This is a genomic window from Verrucosispora sp. TAA-831, assembly GCF_050780145.1.
In the GTDB taxonomy this organism is placed as follows: Bacteria; Actinomycetota; Actinomycetes; order Mycobacteriales; family Micromonosporaceae; genus Micromonospora.
Genome location: NZ_CP192240.1, coordinates 2,616,847 through 2,638,312, shown reverse-complemented (window position 1 = coordinate 2,638,312; position 21,466 = coordinate 2,616,847). Strand labels below are relative to the sequence as shown.

26 protein-coding genes are annotated in these 21,466 nt (G+C 73.3%); 9 read left to right on the top strand and 17 right to left on the bottom strand.

What is annotated here, in order from left to right:
• Positions 1-51 precede the first annotated feature (51 nt).
• The 3 genes from ACQVFL_RS11995 to ACQVFL_RS11985 all read left to right on the top strand — a co-directional run bounded on the left by ACQVFL_RS11995 (position 52) and on the right by ACQVFL_RS11985 (position 2,671).
• A complete protein-coding gene (locus ACQVFL_RS11995; RefSeq protein WP_431729368.1) occupies positions 52-996 on the top strand; it encodes a serine/threonine-protein kinase in 945 nt (314 codons plus the stop codon).
• A 53-nt stretch (positions 997-1,049) separates the two neighbouring features.
• Complete coding sequence (locus ACQVFL_RS11990) at positions 1,050-1,469, top strand: OsmC family protein (RefSeq protein WP_350697330.1); 420 nt, start codon at positions 1,050-1,052, stop codon at positions 1,467-1,469.
• A 332-nt stretch (positions 1,470-1,801) separates the two neighbouring features.
• Positions 1,802-2,671 carry a hypothetical protein gene (locus ACQVFL_RS11985; RefSeq protein ID WP_431729367.1) on the top strand — a complete coding sequence of 290 codons (870 nt, stop codon included), beginning with the start codon at positions 1,802-1,804 and terminating at the stop codon, positions 2,669-2,671.
• Between the two features lie 62 nt (positions 2,672-2,733).
• Here the strand turns inward: ACQVFL_RS11985 and ACQVFL_RS11980 are convergent, their stop codons facing one another.
• From ACQVFL_RS11980 to ACQVFL_RS11965, 4 genes are all read right to left on the bottom strand, one after another.
• Positions 2,734-3,180, bottom strand: a complete 447-nt coding sequence (locus tag ACQVFL_RS11980) for a response regulator (protein WP_431729366.1) — start codon at positions 3,178-3,180, stop codon at positions 2,734-2,736.
• Positions 3,181-3,238: 58 nt separating this feature from the next.
• Positions 3,239-3,598, bottom strand: a complete 360-nt coding sequence (locus ACQVFL_RS11975) for an STAS domain-containing protein (RefSeq protein ID WP_396694928.1) — start codon at positions 3,596-3,598, stop codon at positions 3,239-3,241.
• Positions 3,599-3,675: 77 nt separating this feature from the next.
• Complete coding sequence (locus ACQVFL_RS11970; protein WP_431729365.1) at positions 3,676-4,737, bottom strand: cobalamin B12-binding domain-containing protein; 1,062 nt, start codon at positions 4,735-4,737, stop codon at positions 3,676-3,678.
• Positions 4,734-6,476, bottom strand: coding sequence for a SpoIIE family protein phosphatase (locus ACQVFL_RS11965; RefSeq protein WP_431729364.1), 1,743 nt, complete (start codon positions 6,474-6,476; stop codon positions 4,734-4,736). The genes ACQVFL_RS11970 and ACQVFL_RS11965 overlap by 4 nt, the downstream gene beginning before the upstream one ends.
• A 276-nt stretch (positions 6,477-6,752) precedes the next feature.
• Here ACQVFL_RS11965 and ACQVFL_RS11960 point away from each other — a divergent pair, with 276 nt between their 5' ends.
• Both ACQVFL_RS11960 and ACQVFL_RS11955 read left to right on the top strand, forming a co-directional pair.
• On the top strand, positions 6,753-7,106 hold the full coding sequence (locus ACQVFL_RS11960) for an STAS domain-containing protein (protein ID WP_396694933.1): 354 nt from the start codon (positions 6,753-6,755) through the stop codon (positions 7,104-7,106).
• Between the two features lie 62 nt (positions 7,107-7,168).
• Entirely contained in the window at positions 7,169-7,525 is a 357-nt protein-coding gene (locus tag ACQVFL_RS11955; protein ID WP_431729363.1) for an STAS domain-containing protein, read from the top strand.
• A 90-nt stretch (positions 7,526-7,615) separates the two neighbouring features.
• Here ACQVFL_RS11955 and ACQVFL_RS11950 read toward each other — a convergent pair whose 3' ends face one another.
• Complete coding sequence (locus ACQVFL_RS11950) at positions 7,616-7,918, bottom strand: hypothetical protein (RefSeq protein WP_396694937.1); 303 nt, start codon at positions 7,916-7,918, stop codon at positions 7,616-7,618.
• A 229-nt stretch (positions 7,919-8,147) separates the two neighbouring features.
• Here ACQVFL_RS11950 and ACQVFL_RS11945 point away from each other — a divergent pair, with 229 nt between their 5' ends.
• On the top strand, positions 8,148-9,128 hold the full coding sequence (locus ACQVFL_RS11945; protein WP_396694939.1) for a 4a-hydroxytetrahydrobiopterin dehydratase: 981 nt from the start codon (positions 8,148-8,150) through the stop codon (positions 9,126-9,128).
• 39 nt (positions 9,129-9,167) lie between these two features.
• Here ACQVFL_RS11945 and ACQVFL_RS11940 read toward each other — a convergent pair whose 3' ends face one another.
• The 5 genes from ACQVFL_RS11940 to ACQVFL_RS11920 are packed head-to-tail and all read right to left on the bottom strand — an operon-like array spanning position 9,168 to position 13,205.
• Complete coding sequence (locus ACQVFL_RS11940; protein ID WP_431729362.1) at positions 9,168-10,469, bottom strand: NAD(P)/FAD-dependent oxidoreductase; 1,302 nt, start codon at positions 10,467-10,469, stop codon at positions 9,168-9,170.
• A gap of 48 nt (positions 10,470-10,517) precedes the next feature.
• Positions 10,518-10,805: a DUF6510 family protein gene (locus ACQVFL_RS11935; protein ID WP_396694943.1), complete on the bottom strand. Its 288-nt coding sequence runs from the start codon at positions 10,803-10,805 to the stop codon at positions 10,518-10,520.
• Between the two features lie 12 nt (positions 10,806-10,817).
• A complete protein-coding gene (locus ACQVFL_RS11930) occupies positions 10,818-11,540 on the bottom strand; it encodes a ferredoxin reductase (protein ID WP_431729361.1) in 723 nt (240 codons plus the stop codon).
• Between the two features lie 8 nt (positions 11,541-11,548).
• Positions 11,549-12,148: a sulfite oxidase-like oxidoreductase gene (locus tag ACQVFL_RS11925; protein WP_396694948.1), complete on the bottom strand. Its 600-nt coding sequence runs from the start codon at positions 12,146-12,148 to the stop codon at positions 11,549-11,551.
• A 40-nt stretch (positions 12,149-12,188) separates the two neighbouring features.
• Positions 12,189-13,205: a TerC/Alx family metal homeostasis membrane protein gene (locus ACQVFL_RS11920; RefSeq protein WP_431729360.1), complete on the bottom strand. Its 1,017-nt coding sequence runs from the start codon at positions 13,203-13,205 to the stop codon at positions 12,189-12,191.
• A gap of 263 nt (positions 13,206-13,468) precedes the next feature.
• Here ACQVFL_RS11920 and ACQVFL_RS11915 point away from each other — a divergent pair, with 263 nt between their 5' ends.
• Positions 13,469-14,635, top strand: coding sequence for a CaiB/BaiF CoA transferase family protein (locus ACQVFL_RS11915; protein ID WP_431729359.1), 1,167 nt, complete (start codon positions 13,469-13,471; stop codon positions 14,633-14,635).
• A 1-nt stretch (position 14,636) separates the two neighbouring features.
• Here the strand turns inward: ACQVFL_RS11915 and ACQVFL_RS11910 are convergent, their stop codons facing one another.
• Entirely contained in the window at positions 14,637-15,044 is a 408-nt protein-coding gene (locus tag ACQVFL_RS11910; RefSeq protein WP_396694954.1) for a DUF2267 domain-containing protein, read from the bottom strand.
• 142 nt (positions 15,045-15,186) lie between these two features.
• Between ACQVFL_RS11910 and ACQVFL_RS11905 the strand changes: the two genes are divergently transcribed.
• Positions 15,187-15,459, top strand: a complete 273-nt coding sequence (locus tag ACQVFL_RS11905; RefSeq protein ID WP_396694957.1) for a DUF2795 domain-containing protein — start codon at positions 15,187-15,189, stop codon at positions 15,457-15,459.
• A 267-nt stretch (positions 15,460-15,726) separates the two neighbouring features.
• Here the strand turns inward: ACQVFL_RS11905 and ACQVFL_RS11900 are convergent, their stop codons facing one another.
• The 6 genes from ACQVFL_RS11900 to ACQVFL_RS11875 all read right to left on the bottom strand — a co-directional run bounded on the left by ACQVFL_RS11900 (position 15,727) and on the right by ACQVFL_RS11875 (position 20,771).
• Entirely contained in the window at positions 15,727-16,389 is a 663-nt protein-coding gene (locus ACQVFL_RS11900) for a hypothetical protein (protein WP_431729358.1), read from the bottom strand.
• 44 nt (positions 16,390-16,433) lie between these two features.
• Complete coding sequence (locus ACQVFL_RS11895; protein WP_396694961.1) at positions 16,434-17,405, bottom strand: pirin family protein; 972 nt, start codon at positions 17,403-17,405, stop codon at positions 16,434-16,436.
• Between the two features lie 32 nt (positions 17,406-17,437).
• On the bottom strand, positions 17,438-18,373 hold the full coding sequence (locus tag ACQVFL_RS11890) for a hypothetical protein (protein ID WP_396694963.1): 936 nt from the start codon (positions 18,371-18,373) through the stop codon (positions 17,438-17,440).
• 195 nt (positions 18,374-18,568) lie between these two features.
• Positions 18,569-18,913, bottom strand: coding sequence for a MazG-like family protein (locus tag ACQVFL_RS11885; protein WP_396694965.1), 345 nt, complete (start codon positions 18,911-18,913; stop codon positions 18,569-18,571).
• Between the two features lie 287 nt (positions 18,914-19,200).
• Positions 19,201-20,316, bottom strand: coding sequence for an erythromycin esterase family protein (locus ACQVFL_RS11880; RefSeq protein ID WP_431729357.1), 1,116 nt, complete (start codon positions 20,314-20,316; stop codon positions 19,201-19,203).
• Positions 20,317-20,381: 65 nt separating this feature from the next.
• On the bottom strand, positions 20,382-20,771 hold the full coding sequence (locus ACQVFL_RS11875) for a MerR family transcriptional regulator (RefSeq protein ID WP_431729356.1): 390 nt from the start codon (positions 20,769-20,771) through the stop codon (positions 20,382-20,384).
• 63 nt (positions 20,772-20,834) lie between these two features.
• On the opposite strand from ACQVFL_RS11875, the gene ACQVFL_RS11870 reads away from it, so the two are divergent.
• Positions 20,835-21,431, top strand: a complete 597-nt coding sequence (locus ACQVFL_RS11870) for an NADPH-dependent FMN reductase (protein ID WP_431729355.1) — start codon at positions 20,835-20,837, stop codon at positions 21,429-21,431.
• The last annotated feature ends 35 nt before the right edge of the window (positions 21,432-21,466 follow it).

Genomic DNA, 21,466 nt, shown 5'->3' with positions numbered 1-21,466 from the left:
CGTGCAGTCAGGTGCAGCACGGTGTGGCGGCACGAGGGCGAGGAGCGGTCCATGCGGACGCTGGACGGGCGATACCGGCTCGAACAGCGCATCGGCGTCGGCGGGATGTCCGAGGTCTGGCGGGCCCACGACACGGTGCTCGACCGGCCGGTGGCGGTGAAGCTGGTGTCGCCGGGCCAGCCGGACGGTGACGCCTCGGTGGAGCGCATCCGCGCCGAGGCCCGGTCGGCGGCCCGGCTGGTGCATCCCAACGTCGCGAGCGTGCACGACTTCGGCACCTGCGCCGGCCTGCCCGGGCGCGAGCAGCCGTACATCGTGATGGAGCTGGCCGAGGGGATGACGCTCGCCGCGCACCTGCGCGCCGGGCCGCTGGACTGGCAGATAGCCGTCCGGGTCTGCGCCGAGGTGAGTGCGGCGCTGGCCGCCGCCCACGCGCACGGCATCGTGCACCGGGACGTGAAACCGGCGAACGTGATGCTCACCCCGTCGGGGGTGAAGGTGCTCGACTTCGGCATCGCCACCCCGACCGGCACCGCGGACTCCACGCCCGACGGCGTGGTGGTCGGTACGCCCGCGTACCTCGCCCCCGAGCAACTGCGCCGGGCGCCGGTCACCCCGGCGGCCGACATGTACGCCCTCGGTGTGCTGCTCTACTGCTGCCTGGCCGGGCGGCTGCCGTACTCGGCGGACAGCGTCACCCAGTTGCTCGGGCCGCACGGACGGCAGCCACCGCGCCCCCTGCCCGAGGTCCCGGGGTTGCCCGCCGAGGTGGCCGACCTGTGCCGGCGCTGCCTCTCCGACGATCCCGCCCGGCGGCCGACCAGCCTGGTCACCGCCCTGCTACTGGGCGAGGCGGTGGACGCCCGGGTGTACGTGCCGATGCAGCTACCCCTGCTGCCCCGTCAGCGCCCGCCGGTCAGCCCGTGGACGGAGCGGGCGGCGGCCGAGGTCACCGAGGCCGCTCCGCGCGTGCAGTGGAGCCGGCATCCGCGGTGAGTTTCACCCGTTCGGGGTCGGGTAGCCGGGCGGGGAGCGACGGGAGGAACGCGATGAGTTCCTGGCTGAACGAGGTTGCCACGGCCACCGCCGAGGGTGGCCACATCCACACCGACGACGAGGCGCTCTCCACCGGCCTCGCCTCTCCGTTGGCGGCGCACTGCAGCGGGCTCACCCCGTCGCAGTTGCTCGCCGCCGCCTTCGCCTCCTGCCTGCATCACGCGGCGGTCGAGGCGGCCGGCGGGATCACCGACGAGGCACACACCGTGCAGGTACGCGCGGAGGCCAGCCTCGGTCGCGACGACGACGGCCGGTACCGGGCGGACGTGCACGCCTCGATCTCGTCGGTGGGGCTGACCCGCCAGCAGCTCAGCGAGCTGGTGGAGCAGGCCGACCGGCTGTGGCCGTTCTCCAGCGCCGACGGCGGCCGGCACCGGCTGACGGTCACCCCGGCCGAGAACGGCCGGCACTGACCCGTCTGAACGCCGCATCACGGCACGTCCGTGGGACCGGTGGGGCGGGTGGGGACCGGGGGGCCGACCGGGCGGGCCGGTGACGGCCCGGTGGATCGATGCGACGGTCCACCGAACGGACGATGGGCCACCCTCGACCGATCGACGGCGATGACTTCGCAATTTCGTCCGGTTCGCGCTAACAAATCCGGCATGGCGGGAACGACGGATAGCTGAGGTGCATCCGCTATCCGATGAAGCGTGCGGCATTGACCGGTGGACAACCACAAATTGTGACGCATGCCACCAAGCGGGCTGATGGCAGCGGGCCGCGAGCTTTCTAGCCTCGGCGGGTGCATCCCGACGACCCGATCGACCAGAAGCCGAACCCCGAGCGACCGGCGAGCCGTACGACCGACGGAGCATCATCCGAAAGGATGATAGGGCGACACCGTCGCCTGACGGGCCCCCGTCGTGGCGTCCGCTCCCTGCTGGCCTCCACCCCGGTCCGGGTGGCCCTCGCCACCGGCGTGACCTGCTGCCTCGGCGCGGCGGCGGTGGCGACGGCGAACCGGGACGACGACGAGGCCCCCCGGGCCCAGGTCGCCGAGTCGGTGGCCGAGCGCGCCCTGGCCGCCGAGGACGACCCCGCCTCCCGCTCCTTCGACCGCAGCCCCTCGCCCACGCCGACCAGCCCGAGCCCCAGCGCGTCACCGAGCGCCTCGCCGACGCCGAAGAAGACGACCTCCCCCAAGCCGAAGAAGACGACGCCGGCCCCGCCGGCCCGGCCCCGGCCGGTCGCCGGACTGACCCAGGCGCAGATGGACAACGCCAAGGTGATCGTGGAGGTCGGCGAGGACCTCGACATCCCGCGCCAGGGCCTCGTCGTCGCCGTCGCCACCGCCATGCAGGAGAGCACGCTGCTCAACTACGCCAGCGGCGTGCTGCCCGAGTCGCAGAACTACCCGCACCAGGCGATCGGCTGGGACCACGACTCGGTCGGGCTCTTCCAGCAGCGGCCCAGCAGCGGCTGGGGCAGCGTACGCGACCTGATGCGGCCCGCGTACGCCTCGCGCGCCTTCTACGAGGCGCTGCTGAAGGTGCCGGGCTGGCAGCAGATGAGCCTGACGATGGCCGCCCAGGCCGTCCAGATCTCCGCCTACCCGTACGCCTACGCGCAGCACGAGGAGCGGGCCGCCACCATCGTGGCGGCGCTGACCTGACCCGCGCACTCGCCGGTCCGACCCGCCTCGCGCCGTGCGGGCGACGGTCGGGCCGGCGGGCGTCAGGCGCGCTTGGGCAGCACCACGACCCGGCCGAAGAACTCGTCGATGCGGTGCACGACGTCGTTGAAGTCGTCCAGGTCGATCGGCTTGGTGACGTACGCGTTGGCCTGCAACGTGTAACTGCTGATGATGTCGGTGTCCGCGTTCGACGTGGTCAGCACGACGATCGGAATGGTCCGCAGGTCCTCGTCGTTCTTGACCTCGCCCAGCACCTGCCGTCCGTCCATCCGGGGCATGTTCAGGTCGAGCAGGATCACGTCCGGCCGGTGTGCCCCGGCGTGCCGCCCCTCGCGGCGCAGGAACTCCATCGCCTCCTGGCCGTCGCTGACCACGTCGATGACCTTGTCGACGGTCGAGGTGGCCAGCGCCTCCTCGATCATGAGCACGTCACCCGGGTCGTCGTCGACGACGAGGATGTGTACCGGGTCAAGGGTGCGTGCGCCCATCGTTACCTGCCTCAGGTCGGCGAGGACGGGACCTCTCGGCCCCGCGCTGGCGGGAAATCTAGCCCATCCCCGGGCGGTCGGTGGCCGCCGGGTCGACGGCGTCAGCACCGTACCCCAGCACCTCGGCGAGACCCGTCACCTTGAGCACCCGCTCCACCCGGCCGCTCGCGCCGGTGACGCGCAACCAGCCGCCCTCGGCCGCCGCCCGGTTGTCGCCCCGGACGAAGACCGAGATGCCGGTCGAGTCGCAGAACGTGAGGTCGGTCAGGTCGACCAGCAACCGGCGCTCCCCGGCGTCGGCCAGCCGGTCGATGACGGCGTTGAGCTGTCCGGCGGTACTCATGTCGAGTTCGCCGGCGAGCCGGAGACGGGTGGGCCCGCCGCCGAGGCGCTCGGCGTACGTGACGGTGAACGTCACGGTGATTCCTCCCGCCCTCACGAGACAGATGCTTGCAGTGGCGCAAGTATAGTGCCAGCCCGACGGCCGGCCGGATCTTACGCCTCGGCGGGTGCCGGGCGGGCGCAGCGCGCCGCCACCACGGCGCGGCCCGACCGGAGGTATCCGGCGGCGCGCGGGAAGTCCTGCAAGACGCGCGCGTAGTGGCTCAGGACGACGTCCACCGCGGCCTCCGGCACGCCGCGACTCTCCAGCACGGCCACCAGCCAGTCGACGAACTCGGTGAACAGCGTGTCGTCGTCGACGTAGAGCGCGGCGGCCAGGAAGTCCAGGATGTGGCCGAGGTCGCTGACCGTCGAGTCCATCTGTGCCGGGGTGTAGTCGCGGGCGACCGGGTGCCGCTGCGCCAGGTCGGCCAGCGCGCTGTCGATGAGTTCGCCGCGCCGGGCGACCAGGGCGGCGTACTCGTCGTCGGCGAGGTGCGCCAGGCTGGCCGGCGGCGGCCCGGCCCGCAGCGTCCGCTCGTCGGCGAGCAGGCGGGCGGCGGTCGGCCCGTCGGGCGCCCACAGCACGCCGAGGCGCTGCGCCCAGCGGCCGTCCACGCCGAAGCCCCGCCCGCCGACCACCACCGGCACGTCCGCGCGCCGGCATGCCTGGACCATGCGGTGCGCGTGCGGCAACCGCATCGGCAGCGCGCACGCCAGCGCGACCACGTCCGCGTCGTGCCGGTGCAGGTACGACACCAGGTGCGCGGCGGGCACGCTGGCCCCGAGGAAGGTCACCTGCCAGCCGCGCAGGCGCAGCATCTCGGCGACCAGCCGGGCCGGCAGCGCGTGCCACTCGCCGTCCATGCAGGCCACCACGATCCGACCCCGGGTCGGCCGCACCTCGCAGTACGCGGCGATGGCCGCCACCACCCGCTCGCTGATGTGCGTGGCGGCGTGTTCCTGCGCCACGCTCCACTCGTTGCGGGCCCACCGCTCCCCTACCTCGGCCTGGGCCGGGGCGACCAGTTCGAGCAGCAGACGCTCGGCGGGCACCCCGCCGTCGAGCAGCCCCCGGGCCACCTCGATGGCGGCGGACTCGTCGGCCTCGGCGAGACAGCGCAGGTAGTCCTCGTACGCGGCGGCGGAGAGGACTCCCCTGGTCGCGGTGGTCACGACCCGGTCGTCCCTTCCCCGTCCCCGGGCGGGGCGGGCACCGCGTGCAGGTGCCGGTGCGAGCGCGGACCGGCGCCGGTGGCGCGCAGCGCGAGCACCGCGATGTCGTCGTGGTCACGGTGCGCCAGCCAGTCGCAGGTGACCTGCTCGATCCGCTCGGCCAGGGCGGGCGCGGGCATCCGCTGGCAGTCGGTGACCGCCTGCACCAGCCGGTCGGTGCCGAGCTGCTCGTCGCCCCGCCGCCCGCCGCGCGCCTCGGTGACGCCGTCGCTGTAGAGCAGACACGTCTCACCCGCGGCCAGCCGGACGGTGACCTGACCGACGCGCGGGTCCGGCACCACGCCGATGAGCATGCCGCGCAGCGGCAACTGCTCGACCTCGCCGGAGTTCCGCAGCACCAGTGGCGGCAGGTGCCCGCCGCCGGCCAGGGTCAGCGACAGGCCGCCGTCGCGGTGCGGGCGGACCACGCCCAGCACCAGCGTGGCGAACCGGCCCTGCCCGTGGGCCAGGGTGGTCTCCAGCAACGCGTCGTTGAGCAGTTGCAACAGTCGGGCGGGCTGCTGCTCGACCCGGTGCAGCGCGTGCAGGCACTGCCGGAGCTGGCCGGTGAAGACGGCCGCCTCCACCCCCTTGCCCGAGACGTCGCCGAGGAAGAACACCGAGCCGCCGTCGGGCAGCCGGTGGGAGCCGTAGAAGTCGCCGCCGATGCGCAGCCCCGCCTGGGCCGGGCGGTACGCCGTACCCCACTGCACGCCCGGCGCCTCCGCCGGTGCCACCGGCAGCAGGCTGGACTGCAGGGTGTCGGCCACCTCCGCCTGCTCGCGATAGAGCAGCGCGGTGGTCAGCGCGGCACCGGCGCGGGCGGCGAACGCCCGGAGCAGGTCGACGTCCTCCTCGGCGTACCAGTCGGTGGCCGCGCGGGCCACCAGCAGCACTCCTGCGGGTGCGTCCCGACCGGGCAACTGCACCAGTCGGGCACAGACGTCGGCGGCGGCCAACCCGGGCAGCCAGCCCGCTTCGACGGCCTGTTCGACGAGCCAGTCGACGGTGTGCGGCTGGACGCCCTCAAGACTGTCCGCAACAGCCGGCGGCAGGTCGGTGGCGGAGAGCACTCCCCGGTCCACCACCGGTGCCTCGTCGTCGGCGCGGCGGGCCCGCCACCAGCGGGCCCGGCCGGAGCGCGGTGCCAGGACCAGCACCGCCACCTCCGCCAGGGTGGGTACGGCGAGCCGGACCACGGCAGCGGCGGCCCGGTCCGGATGCAGCGGATTGCCCAGCTTCTCGCCGACGACGGCCAGGAAGGCGGACCGGGCGCGCTCGGCGGCGAGCGCCTCGACACGCTCGGCGCTCTCGCTGACGTCCTCCACGTACCAGCAGCTCCGACCGGCCGTCAGCGGCACCCGGCGGGCCCGGAGTCGACGGCCGTGGTGGAGGAAGTCGGTCTGCCCGGTGCGCAGCCCGTCGACCGTGGCCGGCGTGCCGCCGACGGCGATCTCCGGCAGGAGGCGTTCGGCGACCGGGCTGACGTGCCACACGATGTCGTCGGGGCCGCACACCACGATTCCCTCGCGGAGGTGCTCGACCACCTCGGGCCAGTCGGCTGCCGAGTGGGAGCGCTCCAGGGCGGAGAGACCGGTGGGCCGGGGCGTCTCCGGGCGCCATGCCGGGACCCGGGCGACTCGTGGCGGGGTAAACCGTCCGTCGCCGGGCTCGAGATCCCTGACGTCGGCACCCGTCACCAGCTCGGCCCTACTCCTTGTCGATTCCGCACCCGCGTTGCGCGGGGCGCACGGTCGTGGTTCCTCCACCCACCCTACGCTGCTCGCGGCATACCGCCACCTGGCAGCGACGGCGGCCGGCGCCCCGCCCGGTACGGCTCACCCGGGGTCGGCCGCGCCCGAGAGGCGGTGCAGCTCAGGGATTGTTACGATCCGGAACGCCGCTGCCCACCCACCCCCGCGGAAGGCTGATCGTTGCTGTCACACGGTCGGAGACCCGAGTCGACGCCACTGAGCATGTCCGTCGACCGGGCCGATCCCCGGGCACCCGTCATCCGGGTCGGCGGCGACCTGGCCTACACCACGGCGACCCCACTCCGGGTGGAGATCGACCGGCTGCTGACCGGCGGTCCGGCCAGGGTCGTGCTGGACTTCGCGGACCTGCAGTTCATCGACAGCACCGGGCTCAGCGTGATCGTGCACGCCTGGCGGGAGGGACAGCGGTACGGCAGCACGGTGGAGCTGTGCGCGGTGCCGCGGTTCCTGGAGACCATCCTCGACATGACCGGCGTCACCGGGCTGCTCGCCCGTCCGGTCGGTGACGGTGGACCGGCGACCGGGCCGGAGGACCAGCCGACCGTCACCGCGTGAAAGTTGTTCTCCGGGCGAAAACGCCGACCCCGCGACTTGCGTCAGACGCAGAGGCTGGGAGCATGGAGTCCATGTCCTCCCCGCTGTTGGCCATCGAGGTCAGCCGTCTCGACGCCGGACGCGCCGAGCTGCGGCTGACCGGTGACCTGGACTTCGACAGCGCACCCGACCTGATCGCCGCCGTCGCGGAACTGCGCCGCTCCGGCTACGGGCAGCTCGTCATCGACCTCGCCGGGGTCGGCCTGTGCGACTCCTCCGGGCTGAGCGCCTTCGTGGTGGCCCATCGCAGCGGGTCCGACCCGATCCGGCTGGTCAACGTCAACCCGATCCTGCGTCAACTGCTGGACCGCACCGGCTTGGCCGAGCTGCTGCAACTGCCGCCGGCCGTGGACGGCGACGGCGTCACCGCGGTCGGCTGAGTCACCGCGCGGTCGGCCGAGCGCGCGAGGCGCGGCCCGACCGGGGTGGCCCCCGACCCTGGGACCAGGGGCCGGGGGCCGGAGGAAGGCTCAGGGCGTCGGGACCGGACGGGTTCCCACGCGATGCGGCTCGGCGGTGCTCTCCGCGTCGTCGGGCGGTCCCGCCTCCGGCGGCTGGAACAGATACCGGACGAACTCCCCGTCCGTGCCGTCGTCCTCCGCACCGGGCCACTGGCCGGCGCAATCGACGCCGATCACCTCGCGGCCGGTGCCGTCGGGCTCCTCCAGCAACGCCCACAGCGTCACCGGGTAGCACCGGGTGTTCTCGGCGGTCAGACGCCATCGCGCGTACCAGCCCGGTCGGGCGGGGACGATCTCGACAATCTGCTTCATCGGACCTTCCCTTCCGCGTGCCTCGGAAGTTCGTGCCTCACACCGGGTTCTCCGGCGACCCCGATCGTCCGGCCGGCCCGGGTGAGCGCCCCTCACCCGGGCCGGATGAAGCCCTCCGGCCCGTCCGGGAACGATCGTCTCGCGGGCCGAGCGATCGTTTCCTGCTCGCTGGCAACGGGAACGCGGCACGGTGAGGCCCGACGAGAACCGACGGAAGCGAGGTGTCACCGTGCGCAAGCAGATGGAGGGCGACAACCAGCGCCGCCGCGCTCTGGCCCGGCAGGCCCGTGAGCGCGGTATTCAGGCCGCCGACACCGGTGCGAGTCTGAGCGCCTCCAAGCAGCTCACGCACCTGGAGCAGAGCAAACGCGCCGGTCCGCCGCCGGCCGGAAAGAACCACAAACCGGACACGACGCGCGGTGGGCCCGCGCCTCCGCCGGCCGGGGTCGCCGCGAACCCTCGGCCCCGACCCGAGCCGGGCACGAACGCCCCGGGAGTCACCAGCATGGGCTACCGCGAACTCGTCGAGGACGTCGTCCGGCGGTCCGGCGTCGACTTCCGTACCGCCAAGGTCGGGGTCGAGTCGACGGTGCTCGTACTGGCCACGGCCCTGGAGGCTAGCGAGCGCCGGCGCCTGCTGCGGGCGGTACCGACCTCGCTGCACGACGTCGTGCCGGTCGACGGCATCCGACGCCACCGGGACCTGTCCGGATTCCTGTCCGAGGTGGGCCGGATCAGCGGACGTACCCCGGAGCAGGCCCGATACCAGGCTGAGGCCACCCTGGCGGCGCTCGCCGAGCAGGACCGCGACCTGGTCGACTCGCTGCACGTCCCGGACGAGTTGCGCGACCTGCTCGACCCGCCGGCAGCCGGCGGCGGTGTGGTCGGCGTCGACGGCAGCACCCCGCCGCTCACCGACGGCGAACTGCGCGACGCGCTGAGCGGGCTGCCCTACTGGTCCGGCGACGGCGAGGCGCTGTCCCGGACGCTGGAACTGCCCGCGGACAACCTCGACCGGGTGCTCGACCGGCTCGACCTGCTCCGGGACGAGACCGGCCGACGGCCGCGCATCGGCCGCGCCGGCCCCACCACGGCGGTGCTGACCGTCAGCAGCCGCAACGCCGGAGCGGTGACCGCGATGGACGTCGACCTGGCCCACGCCGTCGACGACGCGATCGACGAGGCGGGCGCCGGGTTGGCCGCCGGCTGATCACCGCCGCCGGGCGGGCGTCCCCCGCCCGGCGGCCGGTCAGCGGGCGTGGCTCGGCAGCTCCGGCGACTCGCTCTCCAACGGCACCGCGTCGGCGGGGATCAGACCCAACTGGGCCGCCGACCGAGGCAACGCGGCGTCGAGCAGCCAGTCCGCGCTCACCCGGGCCCGGTTGCCCGGCATGGCCAACAGGTGGTAGCCACGGGTCACGGCCTTCGCCGGCAGGCCCGACAGGGGCACCTTGAGCGGGTTCGCCGCCGCCTGCTTGCCGCCGAGGTCGACCACCCAACCGAGGTCGTGGTGCTTGTACGGCCGACGCCGACCCTGCCCGTACGAGGCGGCGATGTTGTGCGCGGCGAGCTTGCCCTGCCGCTGGGCGTGCTGCGCGGTCATCGTGCAGATCTCGCCGGGCCGGGTCAGGTCGGGCACGGCGGCGGCGTCACCGCAGGCGTACACCTCGGGGAAGCCCGGCACGTTGAGGTACTCGTCGACGACCAGCCGTCCCTTCTCCGTCCGCAGGCCCAGTTGCGCCACGAACGGGTCGGGACGGACGCCGACGCACCAGATCAACGAGCAGGTCGGCACGTACTCCCCGTCGGTGAGGGTGACCCCGTCGGCGGTGGCGACCGCCACCGAGGTGCCCATCCGGACGTCGACGCCGCGGCGGCGCAGCACCCGGTCGGCGGTACGCGACATCCGCCGGTCCAGCTCCGGCAGCACCCGGGGCGCGACGTCCAGCAGCATCCACTTCGGGCGGATCGGCAACCGGGGACGCTGGGCGGTCAACGCGTCGGTGAAGAGTTGCCCGTGCGCGGCCACCTCGGTCCCGGTGTAGCCGGCGCCCACCACCACGAACGTGGCCCGGGCCTGCTGTTCGGCCGGGTCCTCGGCCTGCTCGGCCAACTCGATCTGACGGACCACGTGGTCGTGCAGGTAGAGCGCCTCCGGCAGACCCCGGAAGCCGTGCGCGTACTCGGTCACGCCGGGAATCGGCAGCAGCTTGTTCACGCTGCCGACGGCGAGGACCAGCCGGTCGTACGCCAGGCGGTTGTGCTCCCCCTCGGGCTGGGTGAACCCCACCCACCGGTTCTGCAGGTCGACGTGGTCCGCCTCGCCGATGACCACCCGCACCCCGTCCAGCGTGCCGGTCAGCGGCACCGCGATCCGACCCGGCTCCACCACACCGGCGGCCACCTCGGGCAGCAGCGGCAGATAGAGGAAGTAGTCGGTCGAGTTCAGCAGGACGATCTCGGCCCGGTCGCGGGCCAGGCGGCTGAGCGTCTTCGCCGCGTGGTACCCGGCGAAACCGGCCCCCACGATCACCACACGAGGCTTCGTCATTCCGGGGCCGTTCCCACCCCGCAGGCCGACAAACGTCGCCCCGGCCACCTACCGGCCGAAGGGCCGGTCCGACGGCATCGGGAACTGGAGGAACGTTGCTCCGCGCAGGTCCAGCCAGGCCCGGTCCGGTGCGCGGACCAGCCGGAGCATCACGTCCGCGCAGGCCGGACAACGGGCCACCAGCCCCGGGGCGTGCGAGTAGACCCGTAGGCCGGCCATCGGGCCGGCGGTACCGCAGTGGGCGCAGCGACCGGTGGCCGTGCTCAGGTCCACCGCGAACACCTCCCCCAGCGGGCCGTCGAGCATGTTCCCGTCCACGTACGGCAGCGCGGTCATCCGTGGCTCCTCTCAGCCGGTCGGGCCGAAGCGTTCGGTGCGCACCCGCCGGGCCGGGTGGCCCAGGCCGACGAGCAGGTCGGAGACGGTCTCCACGAAGCCGGTCGGGCCGCAGACGTAGACCAGCGGTGTCAGCTCCGGTGGCCAGCCGTGCGTGTTGACGTCGGCGAGGCCGAGCCGGTGCGGTTCGCCCGACCAGCCGTCCGGGGCCTCGCGGGTGTAGACGTACGCGACGTCGAGACCGGCGTCGTCGCGGACCCGCCGCCGCAGCTCGTCGGCGTAGAACACGTCGGTCGGGGTGCGCACGGAGTAGATCAGCCGGAACGGGGTGCGGCTGCCGGCGGACCGGCGGGACCGGATCATCGCCATCAACGGCACCACACCCGAGCCTCCGGCGACCAGCAGCACCGGGTCGGTCTGGGTGGGCCGCCAGACGAACCAGCCGCCGATCGGGCCGCGCACCTCGATCGGGTCACCCTCGCGGTAGCCGTCGACCAGGAACGGCGACACCTCGCCGTCGGGCACCCGTTGCACGGTCACCTCGATGTGGTCGCCGTCGGCCGGCGCGGCCAGCGAGTACGACCGGGCCGCCTGGTACCCGTCCGCAGCGGTGAGCCGCAGGTCGACGTGCTGCCCGGGCACGTGGGCGGGCCAGCCCGGCACCTGGAGCACCAGGGTGTGCGCGGTGGGCGTCTCGACCCGGCGGTGCACCAGCCGGGCCTGCTGCCACCGCATCCGCCCGCTCAATCGCCCTGGTACCGCTGCTCACGCCACGGATCCCCGTAGTCGTGGTAGCCGGCGGTCTCCCAGAAACCGGGGGTGTCCTCCAGGCCCAGCCGGATGCCGCGCACCCACTTGGCGGACTTCCAGAAGTACAGGTGCGGCACCAGCAGCCGGGCCGGTCCGCCGTGCTCGGCGGGCAGCTCCGCGTCGTCGTACGTGTGCACCAGCCAGGCCCGACCGTCCATCAGGTCCTCCAGCGGCAGGTTCGTGCTGTAGCCGCCGTAGGAGTGGGCGAGGGCGTAGTCCGCCGCGGTGTCCACCCCGTCCAGCAGGGTGTCCAGCGAGACGCCCCGCCAGGTGGTGCCGAGCTTCGACCAGCGGGTGACGCAGTGGATGTCGACCGTCGGGGTCTCCTGCGGCAACGCCATCATCTCGGCCCAGGACCAGCGGTACTCCGTGCCGGTCTCGGTGGTGATGACGAACTCCCAGCTCTCGCGCGGCACCTTCGGTGTGGGGCCGGCGGAGAGCACGGGGAAGTCGGGTGTCAGGTACTGACCGGGTGGCAGGTCCGGTGCGTCGGCGCGTGGCCGACCCTGGAAGCCGGGCGTGACGATACCCACCGCACAGTCGTACCACGCCCGGCCCCGTCACGGGGGCGGGTCACTTCCGTTCGGTGACGACCTCCTTGGAGCCCGGCACCACGTTGCGGGTGGCACGCAGGCTGGTGATCGTCACGACCGTCAGCACACCGATGATGACCAGCAGGGACGCCACGGTCGGGATCTCCGGCACGCCCTCCCAGATGCCGTGCGCCCAGTGCAGGCCGAGCTTGACGCCGATGAACGCCAGGATGATCGCCAGGCCGTAGGTGAGGTGGACCAGGCGGCTGAGCGCGGCGTGCAGCACGAAATAGAGCGCCCGCAGACCCAGCAACGCGAACGCGTTCGTGGCGAAGACGAGGTACGGGTCCTCGGTGATGCCGTAGACCGCCGGCACCGAGTCCACCGCGAAGACCACGTCGGTGGCGAAGACGGCCACCACCACCAGCGCCAGCGGCGTGAGGGCGCGCCGACCGTCGACCCGGACGACCATCTTGGTGCCGTGGTACTCGCGCACGACGGGCATGAACTTGCGCAGCAGTCGCACCGAGCGCATGTTGCCGATGTCGACCGACTGCTCGTGCCCGGTGAACGCGTCCCGCAACAGCTTCGCCGCAGTGAACAACAGGATCAACGCGAAGATCAGGAACGCGAAGTCCAGCGTCTGCAACGCCGCCGCACCCAACGCGATGAAGATGCCCCGCAGCACCAACGCGCCGGTAATCCCGAACAGCAGCACCCGCTGGGCCAACTCGGCCGGCACCGCGAATGCCGCCAGCAGCAGCATGAACACGAACAGGTTGTCCACCGACAGCGACTTCTCGACCAGATAGCCGGTCAGGTACTCGAAGCCCCGTTCCGAACCGAACTCGGACCACACCCAGGCACCGAAGGCCAGCGGCAGCGCGATGTAGAAGGTCGACCAGCCCAGTGCCTCCCGCAGGGACACCTCGTGGGGCTTGCGCGTCACCACGAAGTCGAGTACCAGCAGGGCCAGCACGCCGGCGATCGTCACCGCCCAGAGAGTGGGCGTACCCACCGACTGCAAACCGGCAGCAGCATAGGACAATTCGGACATGGGGCCTCCTCGAACACCGTGTCATGTTCGAGGTCTCCTTCACCCACGTTTCGGTGGGCAACCACCCGAGGCACACCCGGGGTGCGCCGTACTGACCGGTATGGTTCGTGGGAAGTACTCCCCTCGTACCGCCAAGGTTAGGACAGCCCGATCCGACCCGCCAGACGGGGGCTCCCATCGGCGTGGACCGCGTCCGACCAGGTCGGAACGCGGAGTGACGATGCCGGTACCGGACTCGGACACGAGCGCCTATCGTGATGACGATGACCGCAGAACGGGCGGCCGGCCCACTCGCCGGAGTACGCGTGGTCGAGCTGGCCGGGATCGGTCCCGGCCCCTTCGCCGCGATGATGCTGGCCGATCTCGGCGCGGACGTGATCCGGGTGGACCGGGTCACCGAGGTGGACCCCACCGCCTTCGGCACCGCCCATCCGGACCTGCTCAACCGGGGCCGACGCTCGGTCGGCGTGGATCTCAAGTCCGCCGGTGGACGCGAGGTGGTGCTGGCGCTGGTGGAGGGCGCGGACGCGCTGGTCGAGGGGTTCCGGCCCGGCGTGACCGAGCGCCTCGGCCTCGGCCCGGCCGACTGCCACGCGGTCAACCCGAGACTGGTGTACGGCCGGATGACCGGTTGGGGGCAGGACGGCCCGAGCGCCCCGTACGCCGGGCACGACATCGACTACCTCGCGTTGACCGGCGCGCTGCACGGCATCGGGCGGGCCGACGATCGGCCGGTGCCCCCGCTCAACCTGCTCGGCGACTTCGGCGGCGGCGGGATGATGCTGGCCCTGGGCGTGGTCTGTGCGCTCTACGCGGTGCGCGGCGGCGCCACCGGCCAGGTGATCGACGCGGCCATCGTGGACGGGGTGGCGGTGCTCGGCACGCAGATCCACGCGTTACGGGGACTCGGCCTCTGGCAGGACCCGCGCGGGGTCAACCTGCTCGACGGCGGCGCGCCGTTCTACGACACCTACGAGTGCGCGGACGGACGGCATGTCGCGGTCGGTGCGCTGGAGCCGCGCTTCTACGAGGAACTGGTCCGCCGTACCGGCTTCCCGGTGTCGGGCGACGAGGCGCCGGACCGGACCGACCCGGCGAACTGGCCGGCGTTGCGGGCCGCCTGGGCGCGGCTGTTCCGGACGCGGACCCGGGACGAGTGGGCGGCACTGCTCACCGCCTCGGACGCGTGCGTGGCGCCGGTGCTGGACTGTGCCGAGGCGCCGCAGCACCCGCACCTGGCCGCCCGGGACACGTTCGTGGTCCGGGACGGGGTGGTGCAACCGGCCCCGGCCCCCCGCTTCTCCGGCACCCCCACCTCGGTACGCCGGCCGCCGCCCTGGCCCGGCGAGCACACCGACGAGGTCCTCGGCGAGGTCGGCTACGGTCCGGAGCGGGTGGCGGCCCTGCGGGCCGACGGGGCGGTGGGCTGAGTCACCGGCGGCGCAGGGTCGCGCCGGGAGCCAGTGCGGGTTCGACCAGGTCGCGATAGTCGCGGGGCAACTGGACCACCAGCGTGTCGAACTCGCCGGCCAGCGCCTCGCGCAGCGCGGTGAAGACGGCGCGGACCCCGCCCCGGGCCGCCGACGTCTCGACGCCGAGACGGAACGCCACCCGGGCCGCGAACTCGTCGGCGTCGAACCGCTGTGCCGCCTCGCTGTCGGGGGTCGACCGCATCGACTGCCGCAGCGGCACCGGCAGTTGCAGAGCCAGGTCCAGGGCCTCGCCGCCGGTGAGCCGCTCGGCCAGGGTGACCAGCGTCGCCCGGGTCAGCTCCACCGCCCGCTCCGGCGTGGTGCCCGCCCGACGGGCGACCCGGTCGACGAAGGTGTCGTAGTCCATCGCGTACCCCCTCGGGCGGCGGTTACCCGGCGCAGCGGGCCGGAAACGGCGGCCGATTCTGCACCGGGTCGGGCGTGACGGCAGCCGCGGCGGGTAACCGCGCCCGGTCGTGGCCGGATCGAAGCCGGGAGGAGCCGAACCGATGGCGAGTTACGCCGACGTCCTGCAGTACCTGTCCAGCCTGGACTACCCCGCCGGCAAGGACGACGTGGTCCGCGAGGCCGAACGTGAGGGGGCGCCGCCGGACGTGGTGCAGGCCCTGCGCGCACTGCCGCCGGTGGACTACGCGAACAGCACCGAGGTGGCACGTTCCGCCCACATCGACGCGAGCGAGGACGCCGACGACGCGCAGCGCGGCGCGGCCGGACGCGACAAGCGTCACCAACGGGTGTCCCAGCACCTGCGCAGCATCTGATCCGGCGGCCGGTCCACGGGCGAGGGCCCGGACCGGCTGTCGGCATGTCGAGGGGACGGCGCTCGACGGGGCGCCGACAGGCGGGCGCCCCGGTCGCGAACCGCGACCGGGAGCGCCGCTACGTAAACGCCTGCCCTGGTGGCACTGCCGACCCGAACCGGGTCGACATGACCAGACGGCGACAACCACCCGAACCGGGCGGCTGCTACTGCGACCACCTTACCCCACGCCATCAGCCGAACGGACAGGGGGTGCCGACGAAGGTATTCATCCGGTCGGTGCGGCGTACCGCCGCTCCAGATCGACCCGTGCCAGAGCCCCTACCAGCCAGGCGAAGCGCTCCGATTCGCGCCCCCCGGACAGCGCGGCGAGATCCTCGGCGGACCGGCCCAGACCGAGGCGGCGGGCTGCGGTCAGGGCACGCCGGTCGGCCACCGGTCCGACCTCCCGCCACAGCGCCTGCGCCTCGCGGAGGAACAGGTCGACCGCCTCTCCGTCCGCCCCGGGCAACGCCGCCAGCAGGGCCCGCTGCCGCGCCGGGTCGTAGCCGGCCGCGGACTGCAGCCGGCGCAGGTCGCCGCCGTACTCGTCGCGCACCGTCCGGGCCAGATCGCCGAGCAGCGTCGCCACCGCGTCCACGTCACCGCGCCGGCCGCGCTCGCGCAACACCCGGACCAGGTCGGCGTGAGTGGCACGGGCCAACCGGGCCGCGCTGTCCCACCCGGCGTCGGGCAGCGCGTGCGCGCTGTCCAGAGCCCGCCGGAAGTCCCCCCGGCGGGCCAGCAGGACCGCGAGGCAGAGCACCTGGAACAGGCTGGACGGGTTGTTGGTGACCCGGAAGCCGTACTGCTCGGCGAAGCCCCGGCCGCTGCCGGCGAGCCGCCGGGCCAGGCGTCTACGGTCCTCGACGGTGGTCACGGTGCTGGTCATGTCGGCTGTTACCCGCGCCGACGGCGGCCACGCCTGCGACGCGGTCAGTCCCGGAAGCCGCCCGAACGGTCCCGGGCCTTGAGCCGGACCGTGGGCAGCGCCGGGGCGGGCAGCGGCGGGTCGGGGTCGTCGGCGACGGTGCCGAACCGCCGACCGGCCATCCAGTCCTCCCGGGCGGTGGCGATCTCCTCGTGGCTGCGGCCGACGAAGTTCCACCACATCACCAGCGGCTCCTCGAACGGCGTCCCGCCGAGCAGCATCAGCCGGGTCCCCGGCCCGCCGCGCACGGTCAGGACGTCCCGGCCGGTGCCGAGCCAGAGCAGCGCCCCGGGTTCGAGCGCCACCTCGTCCACCTCGGCGGCGCCGTCGAGCGCCAGCAGCGCGTACTCGAAGTCGCGGCGCAACGGCACCGCGACCGGACCGGCACCGCGCAGGTCGAGCTGCGCGCCGAGCAGCGGGGTGTGCACCCGGGCGGGCGAGACCTCGCCGCCGAGGTCGCCGACCAGCAGCGTGACGTCCAGGTCGCCGTCGCGCCACCGGGGCAGCTCGGCGTGGTGGGCGAAGTCGGCCGCGCCGGCCCGGGCCGGGTCCGGCAACGCCACCCAGAGCTGCACGCCGTGCATCAGCGGCGGATGGGCCGCCGGGGACCGTTCGGAGTGCGCGATGCCGTGACCGGAGGTCATCACGTTGAGCTGGCCGGGCCGGATCGGCTGCACGTTGCCGAGGCTGTCGCGGTGCAGGATCTCGCCGTCGAGCAGCCAGGTCACGGTCTGTAGCCCGGTGTGCGGATGCGGTGGCACCTCCATGCCGGGCCGTTGCGCCACGTCGTCCGGACCGAAGTGGTCCACGAAGCACCAGGCGCCGACCATCCGGCGGGTGCGTTGCGGCAGCAGCCGACGCACCGTGGTGTAGCGCCCCAACGGCACGTCGTGGCCGGGCAGCAGGACGCTGCCGGGGTCGACGGTGGCCACACCGGGTGGTCGGGTCTGCGCGGGCATCGACTCGGCACGTTCCACCATCCGACTGTACGCCCGTGCGTCCGGCCCGCTCAGCCGCCGCGTACGGTCACCCGGTTCGCGCCCGCCACCAGGTCCAGGAAGATCCGGTCGCCGGCCCGGTCCCAGCCCGGCGACCCGAGCACCGTCTGCGGGGCGACCCCGTCGAGGCGCTCGTCGTACACGGCGACCGCGCCGGCACCGGCGACCGACCGGACGCGGACCGGCACGCTACCGACCACGGTGACGTCGAACCGGTTGACCCCACCGGTGACCCGCACCACGACCAGGCCCTCCACCGCGGGCAGCCGCAGCGTGGTCCGGGTCGCCCCGCCGGCCAGTTCCAGGCCGCTGAGTCGGGCGGCGGCGAGGTCCAGCCGCCGGTCGGTGCTGCCGCCGGTGAGCGACACCTGCCAGCGCACCCGGGCGTTGAGCAGCACCTCGACCTCGCCCGGCCCGTCACCCTCCCGGGACAGGCGCAGCCGCACCCGGTCGCCGACCAGTTCCGGACGCAGCCGGGTCACCGACTCGGCCGGGGTGATGATCCGGTACAGCTCCTCCCCCAGGTCCGCCACCCGCAGGTCGAACCGGGTCACCCCGTCGACCAGTTCGAAGGTGGCCTGTCGGCGGCCGTCCAGCGGCGCGGTCTCCACCTGCTCGGGGCTCTGCGCCGCCGCCCGGGCCGCGCCGCCCAGTCCGCTGGTGCCCTCGGGCGCGGCGGTGACCTCGGGCAGGTCGCCGGAGAAGACCCGACCGAGCCGGTGCGGGTCGGAGAGGATCACCACCACGGCGGTCGCGCCCAGCCCGAGCATCAGCACCGCGGCGGCGGCGAGCAGCCGCGCCCCGGCCGACCAGGTCGGTCGTCCGGCCGCGACGTCGGCCGGGCCCCCCGGCTCGTCCCGACGTGCGGGCTGGTCCCGCTCGTCCTCTTCGCCGGGTGGGCCCTGGGACTCGGGTCCGTCCGGGGCGCCGGCCTCGTGTCGACTCACGGCCGCTTCGTCACCCAGGGTCACACCGCCCGCGTGTCGCGGCTCGTCACCGACGGTCACCGGTGGCGCCGGCACCTCGTCTCCCGACCCCTGTCCCGAGGGTCTCGGACGGTACGCCTCGTGCTCCGACTCGGCCATGCCACGTCCCCTTCCACGGTCCCCTACCAGCAGGTACGCGCCAGAGGGCGGGTCGGATCAGTCAACCCGGCGACGAACCTCGCCCCCGGCCGGCGGATCCAGTCGTCCGGCGACCTTGCCGGCACAGTCGCCGAGGACCTCCCGGGCGTCCAGACCCAGGCTCTCGATGGCCACCAGCGCGGTGAACGCCACGTCGGCCAGCTCCGCCGCCACGTCCGCCCGGGTGTGCGTGACCCCCTTGCGCGGGTTCTGGCCGAGGCACCCGATCCAGGCGCCCGCCACCTCACCCGCCTCCTCGGTGAGCTTGAGCATCCGACAGGTCAGCTCCGCCTCCCCGGTGCCGTTGGTCGCGTCCAGCCAGTCACGCGCGGTGCGTACCGTCGTCCAGATCGTCTCGTCCACTCCGCCAGTGAACCGGACGGCGGTCACCATCCGTATCCGGGGCACCGCCGTGACGGCGGTGCCGAGGCGCGGCGACGACGCCGTGCGCGGACCGCAAGGACGTGTCGGTGATGCCGGAGACGGTCGAGTCGGTGTTCGCCGCTGTGGTCGACCGCAACCCGGGTGAGCCCGATTTCCACCAGCCCCCCCCGCCTCCACCCTGTTGATCAAGGAGTTTTGGTGCTCGACGCGCCCCGAAAGCACCGAAACCTCTTGATCGACAGGGCGGGACGGCGGCGCGGGACGGTCTAGATCGGGTGGACGGCGGTGATCGTGGGGAGGACCGCGACGACGTCGAAACTGTGTCGGGGGGACGGCAGCTCGTGGTAGTGCTCCTCGTCGCGCTCGGGGTCGTACCTGCCGGAGACCACCCGGGTCCGCGCGGGACGGTCGAGAAGCGGGGCCAGCTCGGTCGGAGACGGCGAGCGCAGGTCCACGATCCGTACGTCGACGCCACCGCCGGCCAGCAGCACCGACTCCAGCGAGTTCGGGCTCGCCCGGGGAAGGTCCCGGCCGGGAATCCGGCCCTGGCCGAAGGTGAGGTGCACGGCGGCGTATCCGTCGCCGAGAGCCGCCCGGAGATGGCCGCCGGTCATCACCTCGTGTGCCGCGACCCGCGTGCTGCCCTCCCAGAAGACGATGCGGGCGCCGGTGCGCCGCTGATGGGCGAGGAGCCGGTCGGCAGTCTCCCGTTCCTCCCGCGCCAGGTCGTGACCCACCCCGATGGCGTTGGCGTGGTGCGCCACGATCGCGTCGAGCAGCGACAGTGCCTCGTCGCGCTCCGGGCCGGGGTCGAGCCCGACGACCAGATCGTGGGCGGCGCGGGCGAGGTCGACGAAGGGCGTGCCGGGGTGGGTGCCCCGCGCCCGTCGGACGTGCTCGCCGTCGTCGTGGGCGGTGCGGATGATGTCGAGCAGGCTCTTGGCCTGCGTCGCCGTCGTCGGGTCCAGCCGCGCGAGCAGCCTCACGACACGGTCGTAGTCGGCGGGCAGCACGCGCGAACCGCCGACCGCGACGATCCGCACCGGGTCCGTGGGGTGCCGCTCGTTGTGCCGGCGGAGCCCACCGAGCGCCTCGCGCATCTCGGCCGTCCGCCACGGCCCCCACGCCTGGCCGAGCGCCGCGTCGAGATCGATCGCCCTGCCCTGAACGAAATCGTCGTACCGCTCACCGAGGCGCGGGTTGTCGACCACCGCGACGACGCGGAATCCGGATTCGATCAGCGCGTGGGTGCTCTGCTCGACGAGGCCGAAGAGTTCGTGTGCCTCGCGGGTGGAGGTGCCGAGACCGACGATCGTGGCGTGGCCGACGAGGGATGCGATGCGGTGCCCGGTCTGCCGGAGGTCGTACGTCCGTCCGCTCATACGACGCACGATCACAGTTCAACATATGGTGAAGTCAAGCCTCGTCACCGAGGCCGTCCGCGTGCTCACCGGATCGTGTGGCCGCGCCCGATGTCGCACAGCCGGGTGCCGGATCCCAGGGCGGCGAGGTGCGTCCTGAGGTCGGCCAGTCGCTCCTCGGCCTCACTGACCAGCCGGTGCGCGACCTGACCCCACTCCTCGGGCGTCGGGTCCGCCGACAGTCCGTCGAAGAGGGCGGCGATCTCGCGCACGGTCAGGCCGACCCGCTGAGCGACCCTGGCGACCTCGATGCGGCACACGGCCGACGCCTCGAAACGGCGCTGGTTGCCGGTGGTGCGGCCGGCGCTGATCACGCCATGGTTCGCATAGAAGCGCACGGCGGACGGTGCGACGCGACTGCGGGCGGCGACGTCGCCGACGGTGAGCGTCATCGGGGCGTCCGGCTTCACGGTCATACCCGGACGGTAGTCACGCCCCGACTTGACTTCAACCAATGGTGAACCTGGAACCTCGCTGCCATGACCACTTCGCACGCACCGCACGACGACACCCCGCCCTCCGGCGTACGCGTGGCGGTGATCTCGGCGAGCGTACGCAAGGACCGGATGGGGCCGACGGTCGCCGACTGGGTCGTCGCCGCACTGGAGGGTTCCGCCGACGTCGATCTGATCGACCTGGCCGACACGCTCCTGCCCGACGACAGTCTGCTGTATCCCGGCGGTGGGCCGAGGAGCGCCGTGGCCGACCGGATCGACGCGGCCGACGCCTTCGTCTTCGTGATGCCGGAGTACAACCACGGCTACCCGGCCTCGCTCAAGCGCCTGATCGACTGGCACTACCGGGAGTGGCGCCTGAAACCCGCGACGATCGTGGCGTACGGCGTGCACGGCGGATACGCCGCGATCGAGCAACTCCGCGGTGTGCTGGCCGAACTCAACGTCGTGACCACCCGCCGGGTCGTCGGCCTCCCCGCACCCTGGGACCGCCTGGACGAACAGCAGCGGTACGCGCCGGACGACCGCCTCACCCGTGGCCTGGCCGGTTGCCTCGACGAGCTGCGGTGGTGGGCCGACGTGCTGGCGGACGCCCGCCGGAGCCGCCCCTTCCCCGCGTAGGACCGGCCGGGCGGGCCAGGCCATGAAACGGTGCC

What these genes read in the sequence shown, in the direction of transcription:
- ACQVFL_RS11995 (WP_431729368.1), top strand. Translation starts at nt 52, where the DNA reads ATGCGGACGCTGGACGGGCGATACCGGCTCGAACAGCGCATCGGCGTC.
- ACQVFL_RS11990 (WP_350697330.1), top strand. Translation starts at nt 1,050, where the DNA reads ATGAGTTCCTGGCTGAACGAGGTTGCCACGGCCACCGCCGAGGGTGGC.
- ACQVFL_RS11980 (WP_431729366.1), bottom strand. Translation starts at nt 3,180, where the DNA reads ATGGGCGCACGCACCCTTGACCCGGTACACATCCTCGTCGTCGACGAC.
- ACQVFL_RS11960 (WP_396694933.1), top strand. Translation starts at nt 6,753, where the DNA reads ATGTCCGTCGACCGGGCCGATCCCCGGGCACCCGTCATCCGGGTCGGC.
- ACQVFL_RS11955 (WP_431729363.1), top strand. Translation starts at nt 7,169, where the DNA reads ATGGAGTCCATGTCCTCCCCGCTGTTGGCCATCGAGGTCAGCCGTCTC.
- ACQVFL_RS11950 (WP_396694937.1), bottom strand. Translation starts at nt 7,918, where the DNA reads ATGAAGCAGATTGTCGAGATCGTCCCCGCCCGACCGGGCTGGTACGCG.
- ACQVFL_RS11940 (WP_431729362.1), bottom strand. Translation starts at nt 10,469, where the DNA reads ATGACGAAGCCTCGTGTGGTGATCGTGGGGGCCGGTTTCGCCGGGTAC.
- ACQVFL_RS11935 (WP_396694943.1), bottom strand. Translation starts at nt 10,805, where the DNA reads ATGACCGCGCTGCCGTACGTGGACGGGAACATGCTCGACGGCCCGCTG.
- ACQVFL_RS11930 (WP_431729361.1), bottom strand. Translation starts at nt 11,540, where the DNA reads ATGCGGTGGCAGCAGGCCCGGCTGGTGCACCGCCGGGTCGAGACGCCC.
- ACQVFL_RS11920 (WP_431729360.1), bottom strand. Translation starts at nt 13,205, where the DNA reads ATGTCCGAATTGTCCTATGCTGCTGCCGGTTTGCAGTCGGTGGGTACG.
- ACQVFL_RS11915 (WP_431729359.1), top strand. Translation starts at nt 13,469, where the DNA reads ATGACCGCAGAACGGGCGGCCGGCCCACTCGCCGGAGTACGCGTGGTC.
- ACQVFL_RS11910 (WP_396694954.1), bottom strand. Translation starts at nt 15,044, where the DNA reads ATGGACTACGACACCTTCGTCGACCGGGTCGCCCGTCGGGCGGGCACC.
- ACQVFL_RS11905 (WP_396694957.1), top strand. Translation starts at nt 15,187, where the DNA reads ATGGCGAGTTACGCCGACGTCCTGCAGTACCTGTCCAGCCTGGACTAC.
- ACQVFL_RS11900 (WP_431729358.1), bottom strand. Translation starts at nt 16,389, where the DNA reads ATGACCAGCACCGTGACCACCGTCGAGGACCGTAGACGCCTGGCCCGG.
- ACQVFL_RS11880 (WP_431729357.1), bottom strand. Translation starts at nt 20,316, where the DNA reads ATGAGCGGACGGACGTACGACCTCCGGCAGACCGGGCACCGCATCGCA.
- ACQVFL_RS11875 (WP_431729356.1), bottom strand. Translation starts at nt 20,771, where the DNA reads ATGACCGTGAAGCCGGACGCCCCGATGACGCTCACCGTCGGCGACGTC.
- ACQVFL_RS11870 (WP_431729355.1), top strand. Translation starts at nt 20,835, where the DNA reads ATGACCACTTCGCACGCACCGCACGACGACACCCCGCCCTCCGGCGTA.